At 54.5% G+C, this 17,404-nt stretch carries 15 protein-coding genes; 6 read left to right on the forward strand and 9 right to left on the reverse strand.

The window, feature by feature from the left end; all coding sequences use genetic code 11:
- Positions 1-33: 33 nt before the first annotated feature.
- The 3 genes from ACOSDR_RS11580 to ACOSDR_RS11590 all read right to left on the reverse strand — a co-directional run bounded on the left by ACOSDR_RS11580 (position 34) and on the right by ACOSDR_RS11590 (position 3,131).
- Positions 34-1,551 (reverse strand): tripartite tricarboxylate transporter permease, encoded by a 1,518-nt coding sequence (locus tag ACOSDR_RS11580; protein WP_420731363.1) that lies wholly within the window; start codon positions 1,549-1,551, stop codon positions 34-36.
- A 3-nt stretch (positions 1,552-1,554) separates the two neighbouring features.
- Positions 1,555-2,028, reverse strand: coding sequence for a tripartite tricarboxylate transporter TctB family protein (locus ACOSDR_RS11585; protein ID WP_420731364.1), 474 nt, complete (start codon positions 2,026-2,028; stop codon positions 1,555-1,557).
- 131 nt (positions 2,029-2,159) lie between these two features.
- Complete coding sequence (locus tag ACOSDR_RS11590; protein ID WP_420724897.1) at positions 2,160-3,131, reverse strand: Bug family tripartite tricarboxylate transporter substrate binding protein; 972 nt, start codon at positions 3,129-3,131, stop codon at positions 2,160-2,162.
- 248 nt (positions 3,132-3,379) lie between these two features.
- Here ACOSDR_RS11590 and ACOSDR_RS11595 point away from each other — a divergent pair, with 248 nt between their 5' ends.
- From ACOSDR_RS11595 to ACOSDR_RS11605, 3 genes are all read left to right on the forward strand, one after another.
- The gene (locus tag ACOSDR_RS11595) at positions 3,380-4,249 is read left to right on the forward strand and encodes a fumarylacetoacetate hydrolase family protein (RefSeq protein ID WP_420731365.1); all 870 of its coding nucleotides are present in this window, start codon (positions 3,380-3,382) and stop codon (positions 4,247-4,249) included.
- Positions 4,250-4,329: 80 nt separating this feature from the next.
- Positions 4,330-5,031, forward strand: coding sequence for a GntR family transcriptional regulator (locus tag ACOSDR_RS11600; protein ID WP_420724895.1), 702 nt, complete (start codon positions 4,330-4,332; stop codon positions 5,029-5,031).
- Positions 5,032-5,043: 12 nt separating this feature from the next.
- Complete coding sequence (locus ACOSDR_RS11605; RefSeq protein ID WP_420731366.1) at positions 5,044-5,694, forward strand: polysaccharide deacetylase family protein; 651 nt, start codon at positions 5,044-5,046, stop codon at positions 5,692-5,694.
- 274 nt (positions 5,695-5,968) lie between these two features.
- On the opposite strand, the gene ACOSDR_RS11610 is transcribed toward ACOSDR_RS11605, so the two are convergent.
- A complete protein-coding gene (locus ACOSDR_RS11610; protein ID WP_420731367.1) occupies positions 5,969-7,540 on the reverse strand; it encodes an FMN-binding glutamate synthase family protein in 1,572 nt (523 codons plus the stop codon).
- A 278-nt stretch (positions 7,541-7,818) separates the two neighbouring features.
- Here ACOSDR_RS11610 and ACOSDR_RS11615 point away from each other — a divergent pair, with 278 nt between their 5' ends.
- Positions 7,819-8,319, forward strand: coding sequence for a hypothetical protein (locus tag ACOSDR_RS11615; RefSeq protein ID WP_420731368.1), 501 nt, complete (start codon positions 7,819-7,821; stop codon positions 8,317-8,319).
- Between the two features lie 381 nt (positions 8,320-8,700).
- Here ACOSDR_RS11615 and ACOSDR_RS11620 read toward each other — a convergent pair whose 3' ends face one another.
- From ACOSDR_RS11620 to ACOSDR_RS11635, 4 genes are all read right to left on the reverse strand, one after another.
- On the reverse strand, positions 8,701-10,332 hold the full coding sequence (locus tag ACOSDR_RS11620; protein ID WP_420731369.1) for an ABC transporter ATP-binding protein: 1,632 nt from the start codon (positions 10,330-10,332) through the stop codon (positions 8,701-8,703).
- A 14-nt stretch (positions 10,333-10,346) separates the two neighbouring features.
- Positions 10,347-11,222, reverse strand: coding sequence for an ABC transporter permease (locus ACOSDR_RS11625; RefSeq protein ID WP_420731370.1), 876 nt, complete (start codon positions 11,220-11,222; stop codon positions 10,347-10,349).
- 10 nt (positions 11,223-11,232) lie between these two features.
- The gene (locus tag ACOSDR_RS11630) at positions 11,233-12,198 is read right to left on the reverse strand and encodes an ABC transporter permease (protein WP_420724890.1); all 966 of its coding nucleotides are present in this window, start codon (positions 12,196-12,198) and stop codon (positions 11,233-11,235) included.
- A 183-nt stretch (positions 12,199-12,381) separates the two neighbouring features.
- Positions 12,382-13,998 (reverse strand): ABC transporter substrate-binding protein, encoded by a 1,617-nt coding sequence (locus tag ACOSDR_RS11635; protein WP_420731371.1) that lies wholly within the window; start codon positions 13,996-13,998, stop codon positions 12,382-12,384.
- A gap of 205 nt (positions 13,999-14,203) precedes the next feature.
- On the opposite strand from ACOSDR_RS11635, the gene ACOSDR_RS11640 reads away from it, so the two are divergent.
- Both ACOSDR_RS11640 and ACOSDR_RS11645 read left to right on the forward strand, forming a co-directional pair.
- Entirely contained in the window at positions 14,204-15,640 is a 1,437-nt protein-coding gene (locus tag ACOSDR_RS11640) for an amidase (protein ID WP_420731372.1), read from the forward strand.
- The gene (locus ACOSDR_RS11645; RefSeq protein WP_420731373.1) at positions 15,637-16,674 is read left to right on the forward strand and encodes a histone deacetylase family protein; all 1,038 of its coding nucleotides are present in this window, start codon (positions 15,637-15,639) and stop codon (positions 16,672-16,674) included. Before ACOSDR_RS11640 ends, ACOSDR_RS11645 begins: the two co-directional genes overlap by 4 nt.
- Before the next feature lie 69 nt (positions 16,675-16,743).
- Here ACOSDR_RS11645 and ACOSDR_RS11650 read toward each other — a convergent pair whose 3' ends face one another.
- Positions 16,744-17,397 carry a TetR family transcriptional regulator C-terminal domain-containing protein gene (locus ACOSDR_RS11650; protein WP_420731374.1) on the reverse strand — a complete coding sequence of 218 codons (654 nt, stop codon included), beginning with the start codon at positions 17,395-17,397 and terminating at the stop codon, positions 16,744-16,746.
- Positions 17,398-17,404: the final 7 nt, after the last annotated feature.

Below are 17,404 nucleotides of genomic sequence, written 5' to 3' on the forward strand. Positions count from 1 at the left end.
TTTGCGGTCATTGGCTTTGGTTCCCGGCCTTTGTTACCGTTGGCTGGCCATCCGAATGTAACGCATCAAAGGCTTCCGCAGCGGCATCAACAGCAGCAGCAGGCAGACAAGCAACAGGCCCACACTGACTGGTCGATCCAAAAAGACCGTCAGGTCGCCGCGTGATATGACAAGCGAGCGCCGCAGGTTTTCTTCCATCATCGGGCCCAGAATAAAGCCCAGCAGAACCGGTGCGGCATTGTAGTTCAGGCGCATTAACAGATAGCCGACCAATCCAAATACCAAGGTTACAAAGACGTCCAGCACATTATTGGCGACGCTGTAGGACCCGATGCAGATAAAGAAGATCACAACAGGATACAGGATGCGCGCAGGCACGGTGATGATCTTTACCAGCAACCCGATCAAGGGCAAATTCAGGATCAGCAGCATAACATTGCCAATCCAGAAGCTGACAATCAGGCCCCAGAACATGGCAGGTTGCGCAGAAATGAACTGTGGCCCGGGAATGATACCGTGCATGATCATGGCACCCAACAGGATCGCCATGACCACATCCCCTGGAATTCCCAGGCTGAGTGTCGGGATAAAAGCCGCCTGGACGGAGGCATTATTTGCGGCTTCGGGCGCAGCGACGCCTTCAAGCGCGCCAGTGCCAAACTTTTCCGGCGTGCGGCTGACCTTCTTTTCCATGGCATAGGCCATGAAGGCCGCAACGGTCGGCCCGGACCCTGGCAATGCCCCAATGATGGATCCAATCCCCGTACCACGCAGGATGGGTCCCCAAAGCCTGCGTAATTCATTGCCTCTAGGTAACATATCGCGGAAGGAAACATGCCTGACTTCGGGGTCAGGCGCGCGCGCCCCGTTCTTGGCTTCGGCCAGTTTGGTGACAATTTCGGCGATACCAAACAGGCCCATCGCGATGGATATCAAACTGACACCCTCGGTCAGGCCCAGAAATCCAAAGGTAAAGCGGGGGACGCCGGAATTTAAATCCAGCCCGACAATGCCCAGTACCAGACCAAAGGCCACCATAACCAGCGCTTTAAGGGTAGACCCATTCGACATGGTACAGGCCGCGATAAGGCCCAGCAGCATCACGGAAAAATATTCCGTTGAATTAAATCCTAGGGCGAAATCGGCGATGGTGGGGGCAAATCCCATAACCAGCAGCACCGCCAGCGAACTGCCGCAAAAGGACGCGACTGCATTGATGAAAAGGGCCAGCCCGGCGCGCCCGTTCTTTGTCATCGGATAGCCGTCCAGGGCCGTCACGGCGGTCGATGCTGTGCCCGGGAGGTTCAGCAGGATTGAGGTAATAGAGCCCCCATATTGCGCGCCATAGAATATTCCCGCCAGCATGATAAGGGCGACTGTTGGGTCCAGGCCAAATGTCAAAGGAAGGGCCACGGAAATGGTGACCATTGGCCCAATGCCCGGCAGGGCCCCGACAAAGGTGCCAATCGACACGCCGATAAAACAATACAACAACGCGTCATAGGAAAACGCGGTTTCCATTCCAAGCGCGAGATTTGACAACAGTTCCATGATTTAACTCGTTCCCGTGAACCAGGAGATAAGATCTGGTGAAATAGGCTTGAACGGAAGTTGCAGGGCGGCAACAAACAACAGATATCCAACAACACACAGCCCGATGATCGTGCCCAACATTGTCAGGGGACGAATGCGTTCGTGATTGGCCAGTGCCGTCAGTATCACCAGGGCCGCCGTAGCGGGGAACAGGCCGGTCGTTTCGACCAGCGCCGCAAACGCCCCGATCGCCAATGTGATCAATGCCAATCCGCGCAGATTTGGTGGTCCATCATCGCGTTTTTCCTGGCGTTCGAACAGGATTCCAATACCAAGAACGGTAATGATCACACCCAGAGACAGCGGTAGAAATCCGGGTCCAATGCGGCTCATTTTTCCAATAGACAGATCGATTCCGCTGTAGACCAGAAACAGCCCAAAAGCGATGATCACGAATGCGAATAGCACCTCGGAAAGATCGTTCTTACGGATCATCAGATGCTCCAATGGGGTGAGAGATCGATGCCAGAGCATCCTGTGTTTGCCAAGGCGTACACAGAATACTCTAGCATGATATTGGTGTGCCGTGTGAACCAGCCACAGTTATTGACTGTTGGCGCGTTCTATCAATCGGCCTTTGCCTTCGCGGCATCTGCAATTCCGCCCCATTTCTGAACTTCAGCAGAAATGAAACTCTTCAAGCCGTCCAGAGGGACATCACCTTCAGTGATACCGCTGCGGGCAAAATGTTCGCGCACTTCATCGGCATTGAGTGCTGCTGTAACAGCCGCACTCAGCTTATTGGTGACATCGTCAGGCATGTTCGCCGGACCATGGATCAGCCACCATGCAATCAGGTCGAAACCGTCATAGCTATCGTTGATCGGTGGAACTTCGGGGGCGACAACGGATCCCTTGGCACCGCTTACGCCCAAGGCACGCAACTTGCCAGCTTCAACATTCTTCTTGGCGGAAACCGGATGGTTGAACATGAAATCCACTTCGCCGGACATCACAGCAGCCAGTCCGACAGCCCCGGATTTATAGGGGACATGGATCATTTGGCCACCAGTCAGCACCTTAAGCAGTTCACCTGCCAGATGAGTGGATGTGCCATTACCGGTCGATGCGAAGGTAATGCCATCACCGGATTTGGAGCCCGCAACTAGGTCTTCCAGTGTTTGGAATTTCGATTCTGCTCCGACAACAAGCAGTGTTGGCGTATATCCGACGAAGGAAATAGGCGTTACATCTGCTTCTGGATCATAGGGCAGATCCTTGAAGATTGACTTGTTGATAGCAAGCGTACCGACCGTGCCCATGGCAATTGTGTAACCGTCTGGGTCCGCTTTCACAACTTCACTTGTGCCAACGCTGCCCCCGGCCCCAGCACGGTTCTCAACGACGATGGGCTGGCCCAGATTTTCCGACATAACCTTGGCGATCAGGCGGCTGACAGTATCCGTAGACGTACCGGCAGAAAATGGCACAACCATGGTGATGGGGCGATCCGGAAATTCTGCGAATGCTGCATTCCCGACAAAGCTGGCGGACGCTATTGCGGCCACAGCAAGGACTTTCTTAAATACGTGTTTCATATTTCCTCCCTTTGGAATCCCCAACATGTTTGAAAAACCAATTGGTGACTTCCTTGTTGGCACTGTTGTTTTACGGCCAAACCGAAGCCCGCCGCTGATGCAAACAATATTGGAGGCATTGCGGGAGTCAATAAAAAATCGATATTTTGTTTTATATTGATTTTATTGTGTTCATCGTTATTTTCAAATACCTCAGTTCCAGGTTGGCAAGTGCCTTGTCGACTTTATTCAAATTTCAGTGAGGGCAAATGCGCTACGTAACGTATAAAAAAGAGGGAGCGCCACGGCTTGGCGCACTTACAGATAATGGAATCATCGACATTCAGACACTGGTGCCAGAGGCCCCGGCAACCTTGCGCGGATTGATTGCTGCCGATGCATCCATGCGGGACCGGGTTGCCAGCGCCGTTGCCGGCGCGCCGAACGGGGATTGCCTGCCCTTGGCGGATTGTCTCCTGCTGCCCCCTGTTACGGACCCGGGTAAGATCATCTGTCTTGGATTGAATTATGCAGATCACGCCAAGGAAGGCGGCCATGCCATTCCCGACTATCCTGCCATGTTCCTGCGGTGTACCACGTCCATGATTGGTCCCAATGACCCTATGATCCTGCCTGTCTGTTCTGAACAACTGGACTGGGAAGCAGAATTAACAATCGTGATTGGCAAACGATGCCGTCATGTCAAGAAAAGCGACGCAGCATCGGTTATCTTTGGATATACTGCGATGAATGATGGCAGTATCCGTGAATATCAGCGTAAATCAGCACAATGGACGGCGGGCAAGAATTTTGATGGTACCGGCGCATTGGGTCCCTGTGTGGTCACGGCAGATGAATTGCCGGCCGCTGCCAGTGGCCTTAAAATTCAGACGCGCCTGAATGGGACTGTGATGCAAAGCTCTAACACCGATCAAATGATCTTTGATGCTTTCCGAACCGTTGAGATTCTGTCTGAAATCATGACACTGGAGCCAGGCGATCTGATTGCCATGGGAACGCCCAGTGGCGTCGGGCATGCAAGGCGCCCCCAGGTTTGGATGAAGGCTGGTGACCGGGTTGAAGTTGAGATTGAAAATATCGGCCTGCTGTCCAACCCGATTGTTGCAGAGCAGGTTTAGACCAAACCAGTTTATCGCATAAGGGTAAGAGTGAGTGAGAGTATCGCGGTGGTATCAACCAGGCTGAAAGGATAGGCCTTATGGCTACGACGACGGATGAAAGCCGGTTCCGCTCCAGGACCAGTGAGACGTTCACGCGTATCCGAGAGGATGTCATCAGCGGTAAATTTGCGCCGGGTACCAAGCTGAAGATTGAGGAAATAGCCCGTGCGCTGGATGTCGGTGCGACACCGGTGCGCGAGGCCCTCAGTTCACTGTCTTCCGATGGTCTTGTGGTGCGACAGGATCAGCGCGGCTTTCGGGTCGCAGAAATCAGCGCCAGCGAATTTGGAGAGTTGTTGGATATTCGCTGTCTGGTCGAAGAACGGGCGTTGCGACTGGCAATTGAACGCGGTGAGGCGGATTGGGTGGAAGGCATCGTGCTGGCGCGGCATCGTCTGAAATCCTCGTCACGCAGCGGTGAATTCGACCTGGAATGGGAGCGGTGTCACAAAAGCTTTCACATAGCGCTGATTGCTGCTTGCGGTTCCAGCATCTTGCTGCGGCTGTGCAATCAATTCTTTGATGAAAACAACCGCTATCGCAGCATTGCCCGCACCAGCAGTTCAGACAGTCGTGATGTCGGCTGTGAACATGAAGCAATCACGGACGCCGTTCTGGCGCGTGATGCGGATCTGGCTGTAACGCTGCTGCTGCAGCATTACCGGCGCACCGGCAAGATGTTGCAGGACGCCCTGATTAGCAAAGCCCAATCGAGCCTGTCGGATGCGGGCACCTCATAAGGGAGAGTATGAATGGCCCGTCGCCTGACCTATACGTTTGACAATGGACCCTGGCCGGGAACGACCGAACGCTTGCTGGATTTCCTTGCTGAGCGGGAGATCAAGGCGACTTTCTTTGTGGTCGGGGAGCGCTTGCAGGACCCCGAGTCCCGACGCCTGACGGTGCGGGCCTGGCAGGAAGGCCATTGGATTGGCAATCACACATTGACCCATACAACGCCGCTGGGTCGCGATGGCGACAGGGCGCGGGTTGAACGCGAAATTGGTGAAACCGAGAAATTGCTGGGCGATATGGCACATCCCAGAAAGTTCTTTCGCCCGAATGGCAGCGGGTCCCTGGGATCCCATATCCTAAGCCCCGATGCGCGGGATTTTCTGGTCGAAAACAAATATACGATGGTCACCTGGAACAGTGTTCCCAAGGATTGGATCGACCCGCATCGCGACTGGCTGGACCGGGCTAAACAGGATCTTGAGACCCTGGACTGGCCGTTGCTGGTGCTGCATGACAAATTCATTGGCGATATGGTGGATACCCTCGCACAGTTCCATGATCACCTTTTGGATCAGGGGGTAGAGGTCACACAGGATTTCGATCCCACCTATCTGCCGATCGATCAGGGCGTCACCCGACCCGACCTTGCAGACCTGGTCAGCGCCTAGTGTGGTGCGCGATTATTTGGAATCACCAGGATCTCTTTATCGGCCTGTCGGCTAGAAGAGAGCGTGCAGGCGATGTGGTTCATCGTCCAGCGCTCTCGACGCCGTCCGACGGGCCGATAAAGGGACCAAAGGCGCTGTTTGCGGCGCTCCGGGCCGCGTCGCCTTCCGCTTGCGATGCCCCGCATCGCTTCGCGAAACGCTCCTAACCGGAGCACCGCAAACAGCGTCCTGGTCGATCCCAAATAACCGCGCACCACACTGGAGCAAATTTGCTCTAGCGAAAGCTTTCCGGATTGGCGGCGCGCCAGGGCTTTGCATAGTCTTCGGGGCAACCCTCTTTCAGCAACTGGCCTTTTTCCAGTCGGGCCAGCAATGCGCCGCTGAAATGGGCTTCGCGGAAATTGATCATGGTAAAGGTGATTTCATGGGGGCTTTTTAGACCCATGGCGCCGATCATTTCGGCAAATCCATACAGCGTATTGCGGTGGAAATTTGCCACACGCACTGATTTGTCACCGACATTCAGACCGGCCTGGCGCAACTTATCCTGCGTTGCGACGCCCGTTGGGCATTTATTTGTGTGACAGGCGCGCGCCTGGATACAGCCAATTGCAAACATGAAGCCGCGCGCGGAATTGCACCAATCCGCCCCCAATGCCATGGCTTGCGTCATATCGGCACCCGATACGATCTTGCCGCTGGCCCCAACGCGGATCTTGTCGCGAATGCCCGCCCCGATCAGGGTCATATTCGCGAAATGAAGGCCATCGCGCAGGGGCAGGCCAACACTGTTTGCAAATTCAACAGGGGCGGCCCCAGTGCCGCCTTCCTTGCCATCGATAACGATGAAATCAGGATAGACATCACTTTTGATCATCGCCTTCACGATGGCCATGAATTCATGCTTGTGGCCAATGCACAATTTGAACCCGACCGGCTTTCCGCCAGACAAGTCCCTCAGCCGGGCCACGAAAGCAATCAGCCCCATCGGGGTGTCAAAGGCCGAATGCGATGCGGGGGAGATACAGTCCACCCCCTCCGGCACGCCGCGGGCCTCGGCAATCTCTGCATTGACCTTGGGGCCGGGCAACATGCCGCCATGCCCTGGCTTTGCGCCCTGGGATAGCTTGATTTCTATCATCTTGACCTGGGGATCCTGGGCCACTGTCTGAAACTTGGCCGGGTCGAAATGCCCGTCATCGGTGCGACAGCCAAAATAGCCCGACCCGATCTCCCAGATGATATCACCGCCATTCTGTCGGTGATAGCGCGACAGTCCACCCTCACCGGTATCATGGGCGAATGAGCCCAGCTTGGCCCCGCGGTTCAGGGCGGAAATGGCATTGCCGCTCAGCGACCCGAAGCTCATCGCGGATATGTTCAGGATGGAACTGCTATAGGGCTGAAGACACCGATCCCCCCCGATGCGGACCCGCAAGGTGCTGACATCGACATGCTCTGGTTTCAGGGAATGGCTGAAAAAGGAATATCCTGAACTATACACATCCTGCTGCGTCCCAAAGGGGATGGTTTGCAGTTGGTTCTTTGCGCGCTGATAAACCAGCGACCGTTGTTCGCGGCTGAAGGGAAAGGAATCGCCATCGCTTTCAATAAGATACTGGCGAATTTCCGGGCGTATCCCTTCAAACAGCCAGCGCATATGGGAAATGATCGGATAGTTCCGCCACAAAGTGTGGCGCGTCTGCAGCAGGTCAAATATCCCCAGCGCCAGCAGCGGCAGGGAAACGGCGGCGATCCAATATCCGGGAAACCAATCCCCCAGAACCATACCCACCCCGACCATCGCGCCGCTCAAGGACACAAACAACGTAAAAAATCTGCTCATCCTGAAATGCTTTCTAAAAAAGGAAGATGTTCAAAAAAACGCCCCTTATGCATAGCGCACAAGCCCGCACCCCCAGGCCCGCACCCCCAGGCCCGCACCCCTACGCCAAACCGTACGACAGTCGGCTGACCCTCAGCAAGATGGATTCTAAGCGGCGAGGAGGGGCGAGTGGAGGTCGTTCTAGGACAAATATTCTATTGGTGTGAAGCAAAAACACATTGAATATTATAAATTTTCTTATAATACTCTAAGTATAGATATGATAAGAAAGAATAAACATGATGATTCAATCTACAGATATTATTGCGGGCGTTGCGATTGTAACGTCCGTCATTACATTTCTTTGGGGGTTTAAAAAAAGCAAAATACTGAACTCTCAAACTGAATGGTATCGTATTTGGGCCTCGGACTTTCTTCAGCAAGCTAACAGTTTTAACCGACTTGCGAACGAAATTACCGTTGGTATAAGTTTATGGAATAACTTGAACAATGAAGGTAAATCGGACGATGCCGAGAAGAAACTTGAAGAGATAACACGCTCTATAACTGAGATCAGTTTTTATGAGTGGGAGTTAAGAAAGTATAGCCAGTTTGCTCCCCGAAATGCAGATAAATTTTGTCAGTGTGCAGATAAACTTTTTAAATCATTAAGTGAATTGATTAATTATTGTAAAAATCCGAAACGTGAGGGGTCATTTAATTTGGAAGAAATAAGAACAGCTCAATTTTTATATAGCAAAGCTTCGCGTGATCTACATAAAGAGCTTTTGGGATTGTAACTTGCAAATTTATGAACTTTCTAGAAGTTTCGGCAAATAAACACGCATCAAAGTTTTTGGTATCACTCGAGCTTATCAAGTGTTTGATTTCAATAATAAAGTTGTTTGTCGGTAAGAATTAGCGGAGAGGGTGGTATATGACTCAGCCCTATAAAAATAATGCGATTCCGATTTACTAAGTAACCCGTGAACAGAGAAAAGGTACTGATCGCTGGTCCAGGAAAGCAACGGATTTCGTGCAACGTTTGCCGCCGCCTATATAACACAAATTCCTAGTCTAGGGGGCTGACCTTTTTAAGGAACGATGCTCCAGAAGGATCATGCAAGCACCCAATTGGTCGAATGAACGCCAAGCCTAAAACAGGATTGGATTGCTTGATCTTACTTTCCACGCTCTTTCACTACATGGTCTAACCAGCCAGTCGCCATCTCCGGCACCGACTCCAGTAAAAGCTTTGTATAATCCTTATGTGGGGGCGCGAAGATCTCGTCCTTTGTCCCTTCCTCCACGATTTGGCCTTGATGCATAACCACAACGCGGTCCGCGATTGCGCGTACGACTTCCAGATCATGTGTGATGAACAGGAAGGAGACGTCCAGCCGTTCCTGAAGATCAAGCAGCATGCGCAGAATTTCGGCCTGCACCACCTGATCAAGCGCCGAGGTCACCTCGTCACAGACGATCAGTTCGGGTTCCGCCGCAAGCGCCCGCGCAATGGCAATTCGCTGCCGCTGTCCGCCGGACAACTGCGCGGGATATCGGTCCATAAAGCTTGCATCCATTTCAACCATCTGCAACAGCTCGAGACAGCGTTTTTCCTGCGCCCGGCCCCGGAGGTTGTGGTAAAATGTCAGCGGTCGCCCCAGAATCTTGCGAACCTTATGCCGAGGGTTTAGCGCGGTTTCCGCCGATTGGTAGATGATTTGGACCCGGCGGAGCATGTCGATCGACCGGGTTTTAACCGAAGCGCCGAGCGTTTCACCCTCGTAGTCAATCATGCCGCTCGCCGGTGCCTTCAAGCCGACGATTACCCGTCCCAGGGTCGACTTTCCGGAACCAGACTCCCCCACCAGTGCCACGGTTTGGCGTTTCGGTATGGCGAAAGAGATATTCTGCAATACCGTATGTTCGCCATAGGCGGCAGAGATGTTGGAAACCTTCATCAGCGGCTCTGGCACGCCGTCGTGCCCGACGCCATCCAACTCCCGAACCGCCCACAGTGTTTTCGTGTAGGGATGTTCGGGATGGTCCAGGATCCTGTCGATGGGCGCCTCCTCGACGACCTCGCCATAGCGCAGCACCGCGACACGATTGGCTAGTTGGGCCACAACAGCGAGATCGTGTGAGATATAGAGCGCGGCGGCGTTGTGTTCCTTGATTACATTACGAATGGCGGTCAGCACCTCGACCTGCGTCGTGACGTCCAGCGCCGTTGTCGGCTCGTCAAAGACAATTAAGGCTGGCTGGCAGATCATAGCCATGGCCGTCATGGCGCGTTGGAGCTGACCGCCCGAAACCTGGTGCGGATAGCGTTGTCCGAACTGTTCCGGCTCGGGCAGCATTAGAGACCGGAAAAGCTCAACCGCGCGTGTTTCTGCTTCCTCGCGCGTCAGCCCGCCTCGGCTGATCGCGGCGGCGATCACCTGATCGATCAGCCGCATGGCTGGATTGAACGCCGCGGCCGCACTTTGCGCCACATAGGCGATGCGCGTGCCGCGAAGCCGGCGACGTTTGCTTTCCGGCATCGCCAGAAGGTCCGCTCCTTCAAATCTCACCTGTCCTCCGGCAACCTGGCACCCTGAGCGCAGGAAGCCCAGCGCGGCAAGGCCTACAGTGGATTTCCCCGCACCGGATTCTCCGACAAGCCCCAGCACCTCACCGGATTGAACAGTCAGGCTGATACCTTTAACGATCTCAGACCATTGGTCATTCGCCTGCGCCTTGACGCGCAAATCCCGGATTTCGATTACCGGCGTGCTGGAAGCTGTCATTTCTTTACTTTCGGTTGTCATGCTACCCGCCACCTCTATGCGTCGTCTTGCAGACCGGATGCCCGGTTGAGCATCCAATCGACGACGAAATTTATTGCGACGGTCAACAAAGCAATAGAGGCTGCGGGAATCAGTGGCGTGATATCCCCCATGTTGATCAGCGCCGCATTTTCACGGACCATTGATCCCCATTCTGCGGTGGGCGGTTGAATGCCGACCCCTAGGAAGGAAAGCGCCGCGACCGAAAGAAAAACAAAGCAAAACCGCATGCCGAGTTCGGAAATCAGGATCGGCAGGATATTTGGCAGCACTTCATGCACGATAAGCCACCACAGCCGCTCGCCGCGAACATAGGCTGCCTCCACAAAATCAAGGCTGACGACGTTGAGCGCGGCTGCGCGTGCGATGCGGTAGATGCGGGTTGAGGTCAGCACGGCGATGATAAGTATCAGGTTCGGAATGGATGCGCCGAAAATCGACAAGATCATCAGAATGAAAATCAGGTCTGGCACCGCCATCATGGCATCAACGATCCGGCTGAACACTTGATCCAGGAAACCACCGAGCATTGCCGCCATAATGCCGAAGAAACAGCCAATTGTGAAGGCAATCAGGGTTGTAACGAATGCCACAGAGATGGAATTTCGGGCGCCAAAGATCAAACGACTGAAGAAATCCCGCCCGAGCTGATCGGTACCAAGCCAGAACTCGCTGCTCCACTGATCAAAGGGGATGCGCGACACAACTTCATATTCGCCATAGGGCGCAATCAGAGGCGCGAAAAGCGCAATCAGTGCATAGGCGGCAACGATCACCATGCCAATTTTTGCACTGACCGGAGCCCGCCGCAGGTCGCGCAGTAGGATACTGAAACGTCTAGGCAGGGGGCTGTCATTTACTGAACTGCTCATGCCTTCTCTCCTAACGAGGGTGCAGCAATCGGGGATTGCTGACGATTGAGATGATGTCTGCGATCATATTCAGGCCGATATAGGTAACGGCGAAGATCAGGGCACAGGCTTGAATAACCGGAACGTCTCGGTTCCGAACCGCGTCCACCATGGTTTGGCCGACGCCCGGATAGACGAAAACCACCTCGATCACGACCACGCCGGAAATTAGATAGGCGAGGTTGATGGCGAGCACACTGGCGATCGGCCCGATGGCGTTCGGTAGGGCATGACGCAGAACCACGCGCTTTTCCGGCTCGCCATTCAACCGTGCCATTTCTACATAGGGGCTGGCCATGACACCCAGGATCGCTGCCCGGGTGTTGCGGATCATATGCGCCAGCACCACCAGCATTAGCGTTAGGATTGGCAGCACCATGCGGATCATTTGCTCGCCGAGGCTCATCCCCATTCGGATCGAGGACATCGACGGCAGCAGGTGCAGATTGACTGATAAGAGCATCATCAGGATATAGGCCAGAAAAAATTCTGGTACGGAAATCGCCGCCAGCGAACTCGTGCTGAAGAATTTGTCAATGAAACGGCCACGAAATCGGGCGCAGACGATACCAAGACCCACGGCCAGCGGAACCGCGAAAATCGCCGTGCTGGCCGCCAGCAGTAGCGTGTTGTAGAGTCTGGGGCCGATCACGTCGATCACCGGGCGACCGGAGAACGAATCTCCAAGATCGCCGCGCACCGCATCCATCAGCCAGACCACGTATCGCTGTGGCCAGGGCAAATCCAGCCCTAACTTGTGTTGTAGGGCCGTGACCGCCTCGGGCGTTGCCGTCTGCCCAAGGATGGCGGAAGCAAAGTCGCCCGGCAACATGCTCACGGCCGAGAAGATGACGATCGAAACGATCAGCAGACTAAGGAGTCCCAGTCCGATCCGGTTAACGAGCATGGCCAGGACAGGATGGGAATGGCTTTCCATAAACTGTTTCCTCTATCCGACGAGATTTTCAAAAGTCGGCCAAACACGGCGACGGGATAAATGAAGGAAATTGTGGGATTTTGACAATCCCCACTGTATCGCCGCGGCGGAATCGCTTCCCGTCCCCGCCGCGACGATACATCTGTGAGAGCAATTCGAAGTCGGCTTAACGCCAACTTCAAATCAATCCTTGAACCACCAACGCTCGCTCATGCGCATGTTGTCGGCAGGAAGGATGCCGCCAATCTCTCCATGACCTATGCGACCAGACATCCCATAGAGATAGTTCACGAAGGCGACGGTCATCACGCCACCATCATCATGAAGCATTTGCTGCATTTCCTTGTAGATGACGGCGCGCTTGCTATGATCCGTCTCGACACGGGCTAACGCGTGCAACTCATCGAAATGTGCGTTTTTCCAGCCGGTGTTGTTCCAAGGCGAATCCGACGTGTAAGATGTGGCAAACAGCCAATCAAGCGTCGCACGACCGAACCAGTCACAGCCGTTGAACGGCTTCTTCAACCACACATTTTCCCAATACCCATCGTCGGCTTCCCGAACCACATTGATTGTGATGCCGGCCGGCGCCGCGTGCTCCTTAAAGAGCACCGCCGCTTCGACCGCGCCCGGGAATGCCGCTTCTGCCGCTGACAGATCAATGGTCAAGGAGTCGAGGCCGGCTTTGGCCAGATGTTCCTTTGCCTTTTCGATATTGTATTCGTATTGCGGAGGGGTGTCGGCATAGTACTCCATGACGTTGGAGACCGGATTGTCATTGCCCTTCAGCGCCTCGCCGAGAAACACTTTATCGATGATGTCGTCACGGTCTATGGCATATTTCAGAGCCAGTCGCACATCCGGATTGTCAAACGGTGCTACGGAGGTGTTCATGTCGAAAGTAAAGTGCCGGAGGCTTGGCGTCCGGGTAATGGCGAAATCCGGATTCCGTTCGATCAGCGGCACGTTCCTGACATCGACATCGTTGATCACGTGGACTTCGCCCGTTAGCAACGCATTCAGACGCGCAGTCGGCTCGGTGACTGAGACGAATTCTACTTCGTCGAAATATGGCTTGTTGTTCTTGTGGTAGTTAGGGTTGCGCTTCATACGCACGCCAATCCCCGGCTCAAAACTTTCCAGCGTGAAGGCCCCGGTTCCCGCACCCCGTGCGAAATCAATTCCGGTACCGTCGGCATTGGCCGGGAAGATCGACAGGTGATAGTCAGTCACCAGATAGGGAAAATCCGCGTTGCCGGTCTTTAAGGTAAAGATCGCCTTGTCGCCATCGGCTTCGATGCTTTCGACTTGCGCGACGATGGCTCGCGCGCCGGAGCTTGAATCTTCCGCCATGTGATGCAGGAAGGACTGCTTCACGTCTTCTGCTTTCAAGCTCTTCCCATCGTGGAAGGTAACGCCATCACGCAGTTTGAACACCCAGCGCTTCGCCCCATCTTCAGGTTCGAAGCTTTCAGCCAAGTCACCGGTGATCGATCCATCAGGCAGAATCTCAGTCAGGTTGTTGCACAGCGATCCGTTGAAGGCCGCTCCGGTAAAGCTGGTCACCCATGTGCCAGGATCCAATGTGTCGTTCTGCGATGCATCGCTCAATCCAAAGCGGGCGAAACCGCCAGCTTTTGGTTGCACGTCGTCTGCTCGACCGATTGATGGCATCGATCCGATAGCAGTGCCCGCAGCCAAAAGCATAGTGGTGCGCGCCAAAAACTCGCGACGCGATACCGCACCCTTACGGAATTGGGCAATCCAATGTTCCATTTGCTTGGACTCAGATTCAGTCATGACCTTCCCCTTTCAAGTGATAGCCTCAGTGCTGCCTCGATACGTCTTCGGAGCAGTTTTTATTCGAAATATTTTGATCGTGCTTCTTTCTGACGTAATGAAGCCTAGTCGAAAAATTTCCCTATCGTCAACTTTTTTGATTGACTGATCAATCATTAGTTTCGCTAAAGTGCATCAATAATCTTTGAACCAGCAGGATATCCCGATGACCGACAGTGACCTTTGCTACCTCAGCGCGACAGAGGCTTTGCGCCATTTCGCGGCGCGTAAGGTATCGCCAACAGAACTGGTTGAAGCCTATCTCGATCAGGCCGCGGCGACCGCTGAATCCTGCAACGCTTTTTCCTTTATCTATGCCCAAGACGCGCTTGCTGCTGCGCGCGCCTCGGAACAGCGGTATGCCGCTGGCACCGCGCGTCCGCTGGAAGGTCTGCCCACCGCGGTAAAGGACGAGAATATGATAAAAGGGCGCGTCACGACCTTCGGCTCTCTTCTTTATCGCGATACCGTCGCGACCTCGACCACGCCGGTCGTGCAGCGGCTAATCGATGCTGGCGTTGTTGTGCATGGGCGCACCACAACGCCGGAGTTTTCTTGCACCGGGTTCACGCATTCACGACTTTGGGGTGTGACGCGCAACCCCTGGAATCCTGCTTATACGCCGGGTGGATCTTCTGGCGGGTCGGGCGCGGCGTTGGCGGGCGGTATGGCATCACTCGCCACTGGTTCAGACATCGGGGGATCGATTCGTATTCCGGCCTCGGCCTGTGGCGTGGTGGGATACAAACCACCATATGGCCGTAATCCGTCGACACCCCCATTCAATCTCGATTTCTACAACCATCCTGGTCCGATGGCGCGCACGGTCGAGGACTGTCTGTTGATGCAAAACGTCATGTGTGGCCCCCATCCGAAAGATGTCGCCTCCCTTCGGCCGAAACTGGAACTAAAGCCCGATCATGGCGGCATCAAGGGTTGGAAAGTGGCTTGGTCTCTGGACCTTGGATACTATGAATTGGACGAAGATGTTCGCCGCAACACAATGGCTGCCCTTGAGGTTTTTCAAGACCTTGGCGCGGAACTGGTAGAAGTCGATATCGGCTGGACGCAACAGAGCGAAAAGGCTGCGAACGACTATCTGGCGACCCTGTTCGGTACCTGGATTTCGGAGTATCTTGATGACCGCGCGTCGCAGTTGACCGACTATGCCCGTGCTTTCGGCGAAATGTCACAGTCTGTCACCAAGCAAGACTTCCTAGCATCGCTTTATACGGTCGGCACTATGTATGATACGTTCGGACCAATCATGGAAGACTGCAATGTTTTTATATGCCCAACCCTTGCCGTTCCGGCCGTGCCAGCGGATTTCAACCCTCTGGATGGCTATTCGATCAATGGCAAGCCCGTTGATCCCTTCAACGGTTGGGTGATGACCTATCCCTTCAATATGCTGAGCCGTTGCCCGGTGCTGAGCGTGCCGTCGGGAAAAGCTGCCAACAATGTTCCCACCGGCATTCAGATCGTCGGCCGAACCTATAGCGACGCCGATGTCTTCCGTGCCGGTCTTGCTTATGAGAAGGCTATCGGTGGCTGGTATACCAAGCGCGAAACCCGACCGAGCTTATCAGGAGACCGGACATGAAGACCATTTACACGCCGCTTCACGAAAATCAGGATGCCCCCTACGAATACATTCGCGGGCGGCAGGTTGCTAGTTTCGAAATGCCCAGGCGCGCTCAGCTGGTTTTGGATTGCGTGACCAGTTCCGCGCTTGGCCCGGTGATCGCACCGATTGCCCATGACATGGCACCAATCCTGCGGGTTCACAGCCCTGATTTTGTGACCTTCCTATCGACGTTCTGGGAAGAGTGGCATGTTGAGAATGGCGATATATGTGCCCTTCCGAATACCTGGGTGCCGCCGCGCGCCCGCAGGCTTGCAACCAAACGTCCTGGCGCCGAATTGGGACGGTACTGTATTGATATGAGCAGTCCAATCTTATCTGGAACCTGGACGGCAGCACGGGCTGCGGTCGATGCAGCGCTGACCGGGGCCGACATGATCTTGGAGGGAGGGGAAAGAGCAATCTTCGCCTTGTGTCGTCCCCCTGGACACCATGCCGGTCGTGACTATTTCGGGGGCTATTGCTTCCTGAACAATGCGGCCATTGCCGCGCAGTCTTTGCGAGATTCCGGAAAGGCCAAGGTCGCGGTGCTGGACGTGGACTATCACCACGGCAATGGCACGCAGGACATTTTTTATGATCGAGACGACGTGCTGACCGTTTCGATCCATGCCGACCCGTCCGCCGAATATCCGTATTACAGCGGCTACCCAGATGAGACGGGGGAGGGTGAGGGGGCAGGGTTTTGCCTTAATTTGCCACTGCCTTTTGGTGCAACCTATGCTCAATACTCTGGGGCGTTGTCTACGGCCGTCGCTCGCATCGCAGATTTCGGCGCGGACGCGCTCGTTGTTTCGCTGGGTGTGGATACGTTCGCCGACGATCCGATCTCACATTTCAAGCTCTTCGCCGATGACTATTCCGCCATGGGCGCGGCCATCGCAGTGCTTGGTCTGCCAACACTGTTTGTGATGGAGGGCGGCTATGCTGTTGAGGATATCGGCGTCAACGTCGTCAATGTTCTAACCGGGTTTGAAACAGCGGTTGTCTGACTGGGACAGGACTCATTTTTGATTTTCTCGCTTGCGCTGTGCACCTGGGGGCGCGGCGAGACGTCCTGATCAGAAATCCTTGGGAAACAGGGTCCGCATATAGGCCAGGCAAGCCTCTTTTGCCGCCTCCCGGCCTTCCGGTCCGGCATCGGACAGCACCAGATTGGCGATCCAGAAGCCATCGACCATGGCGTTGAGGGAACGCGCCACCTGACGTGTGTCGATATTGATGCCGCGATCGGCTGCCAAGGCGGCCACATCCTCTTGCGTCATCTCGTTGTAATGTTCTTTGAGTTGAGCACAACGCCGCCGGAATTTTGCGACGCGCGCGGCCTCAGCCCAGAAGGCGACCCAAACGGCGATCTTTTTCGCATTGGTCACCTTACCATCGAAGTCACTTTCGATCATCTTGCGGATACGTTCAGCCGGGGACAGGTCCAATTGGCTGCTGCGTTTCAGAAAGGTTTCATACTCGTCGGCGATGTAGTCCAGTGCGGCGAAGATGATTCCGTCCTTGGACTTGAAATGGAAAGCCACCACACCGTAACTGCACTTCGCCTCACTAGCGATGGTGTTGATGGTAATGCCGGTCAACCCACGTTTGGCGATCACCGTCACCGCCGCATCTAGCAGGCTCTGACGTCGCTCCTGCACCTGATGCTCACGAGACATCCCCCCTTTGACCGAAGACTTCTTTTGTTCGGTTTTCAATTGCGTGCCCATCGTTTTC

It is taken from the genome of Hwanghaeella sp. 1Z406, from assembly GCF_048892425.1.
Classification (GTDB): Bacteria; Pseudomonadota; Alphaproteobacteria; order UBA8366; family Aestuariispiraceae; genus Pacificispira.

Excerpts from the sequence above, each read along its gene's own strand:
- ACOSDR_RS11580 (WP_420731363.1), bottom strand. The coding sequence starts at position 1,551 with ATGGAACTGTTGTCAAATCTCGCGCTTGGAATGGAAACCGCGTTTTCC.
- ACOSDR_RS11585 (WP_420731364.1), bottom strand. The coding sequence starts at position 2,028 with ATGATCCGTAAGAACGATCTTTCCGAGGTGCTATTCGCATTCGTGATC.
- ACOSDR_RS11590 (WP_420724897.1), bottom strand. The coding sequence starts at position 3,131 with ATGAAACACGTATTTAAGAAAGTCCTTGCTGTGGCCGCAATAGCGTCC.
- ACOSDR_RS11595 (WP_420731365.1), top strand. The coding sequence starts at position 3,380 with ATGCGCTACGTAACGTATAAAAAAGAGGGAGCGCCACGGCTTGGCGCA.
- ACOSDR_RS11600 (WP_420724895.1), top strand. The coding sequence starts at position 4,330 with ATGGCTACGACGACGGATGAAAGCCGGTTCCGCTCCAGGACCAGTGAG.
- ACOSDR_RS11605 (WP_420731366.1), top strand. The coding sequence starts at position 5,044 with ATGGCCCGTCGCCTGACCTATACGTTTGACAATGGACCCTGGCCGGGA.
- ACOSDR_RS11610 (WP_420731367.1), bottom strand. The coding sequence starts at position 7,540 with ATGAGCAGATTTTTTACGTTGTTTGTGTCCTTGAGCGGCGCGATGGTC.
- ACOSDR_RS11615 (WP_420731368.1), top strand. The coding sequence starts at position 7,819 with ATGATGATTCAATCTACAGATATTATTGCGGGCGTTGCGATTGTAACG.
- ACOSDR_RS11620 (WP_420731369.1), bottom strand. The coding sequence starts at position 10,332 with ATGACAACCGAAAGTAAAGAAATGACAGCTTCCAGCACGCCGGTAATC.
- ACOSDR_RS11625 (WP_420731370.1), bottom strand. The coding sequence starts at position 11,222 with ATGAGCAGTTCAGTAAATGACAGCCCCCTGCCTAGACGTTTCAGTATC.
- ACOSDR_RS11630 (WP_420724890.1), bottom strand. The coding sequence starts at position 12,198 with ATGGAAAGCCATTCCCATCCTGTCCTGGCCATGCTCGTTAACCGGATC.
- ACOSDR_RS11635 (WP_420731371.1), bottom strand. The coding sequence starts at position 13,998 with ATGACTGAATCTGAGTCCAAGCAAATGGAACATTGGATTGCCCAATTC.
- ACOSDR_RS11640 (WP_420731372.1), top strand. The coding sequence starts at position 14,204 with ATGACCGACAGTGACCTTTGCTACCTCAGCGCGACAGAGGCTTTGCGC.
- ACOSDR_RS11645 (WP_420731373.1), top strand. The coding sequence starts at position 15,637 with ATGAAGACCATTTACACGCCGCTTCACGAAAATCAGGATGCCCCCTAC.
- ACOSDR_RS11650 (WP_420731374.1), bottom strand. The coding sequence starts at position 17,397 with ATGGGCACGCAATTGAAAACCGAACAAAAGAAGTCTTCGGTCAAAGGG.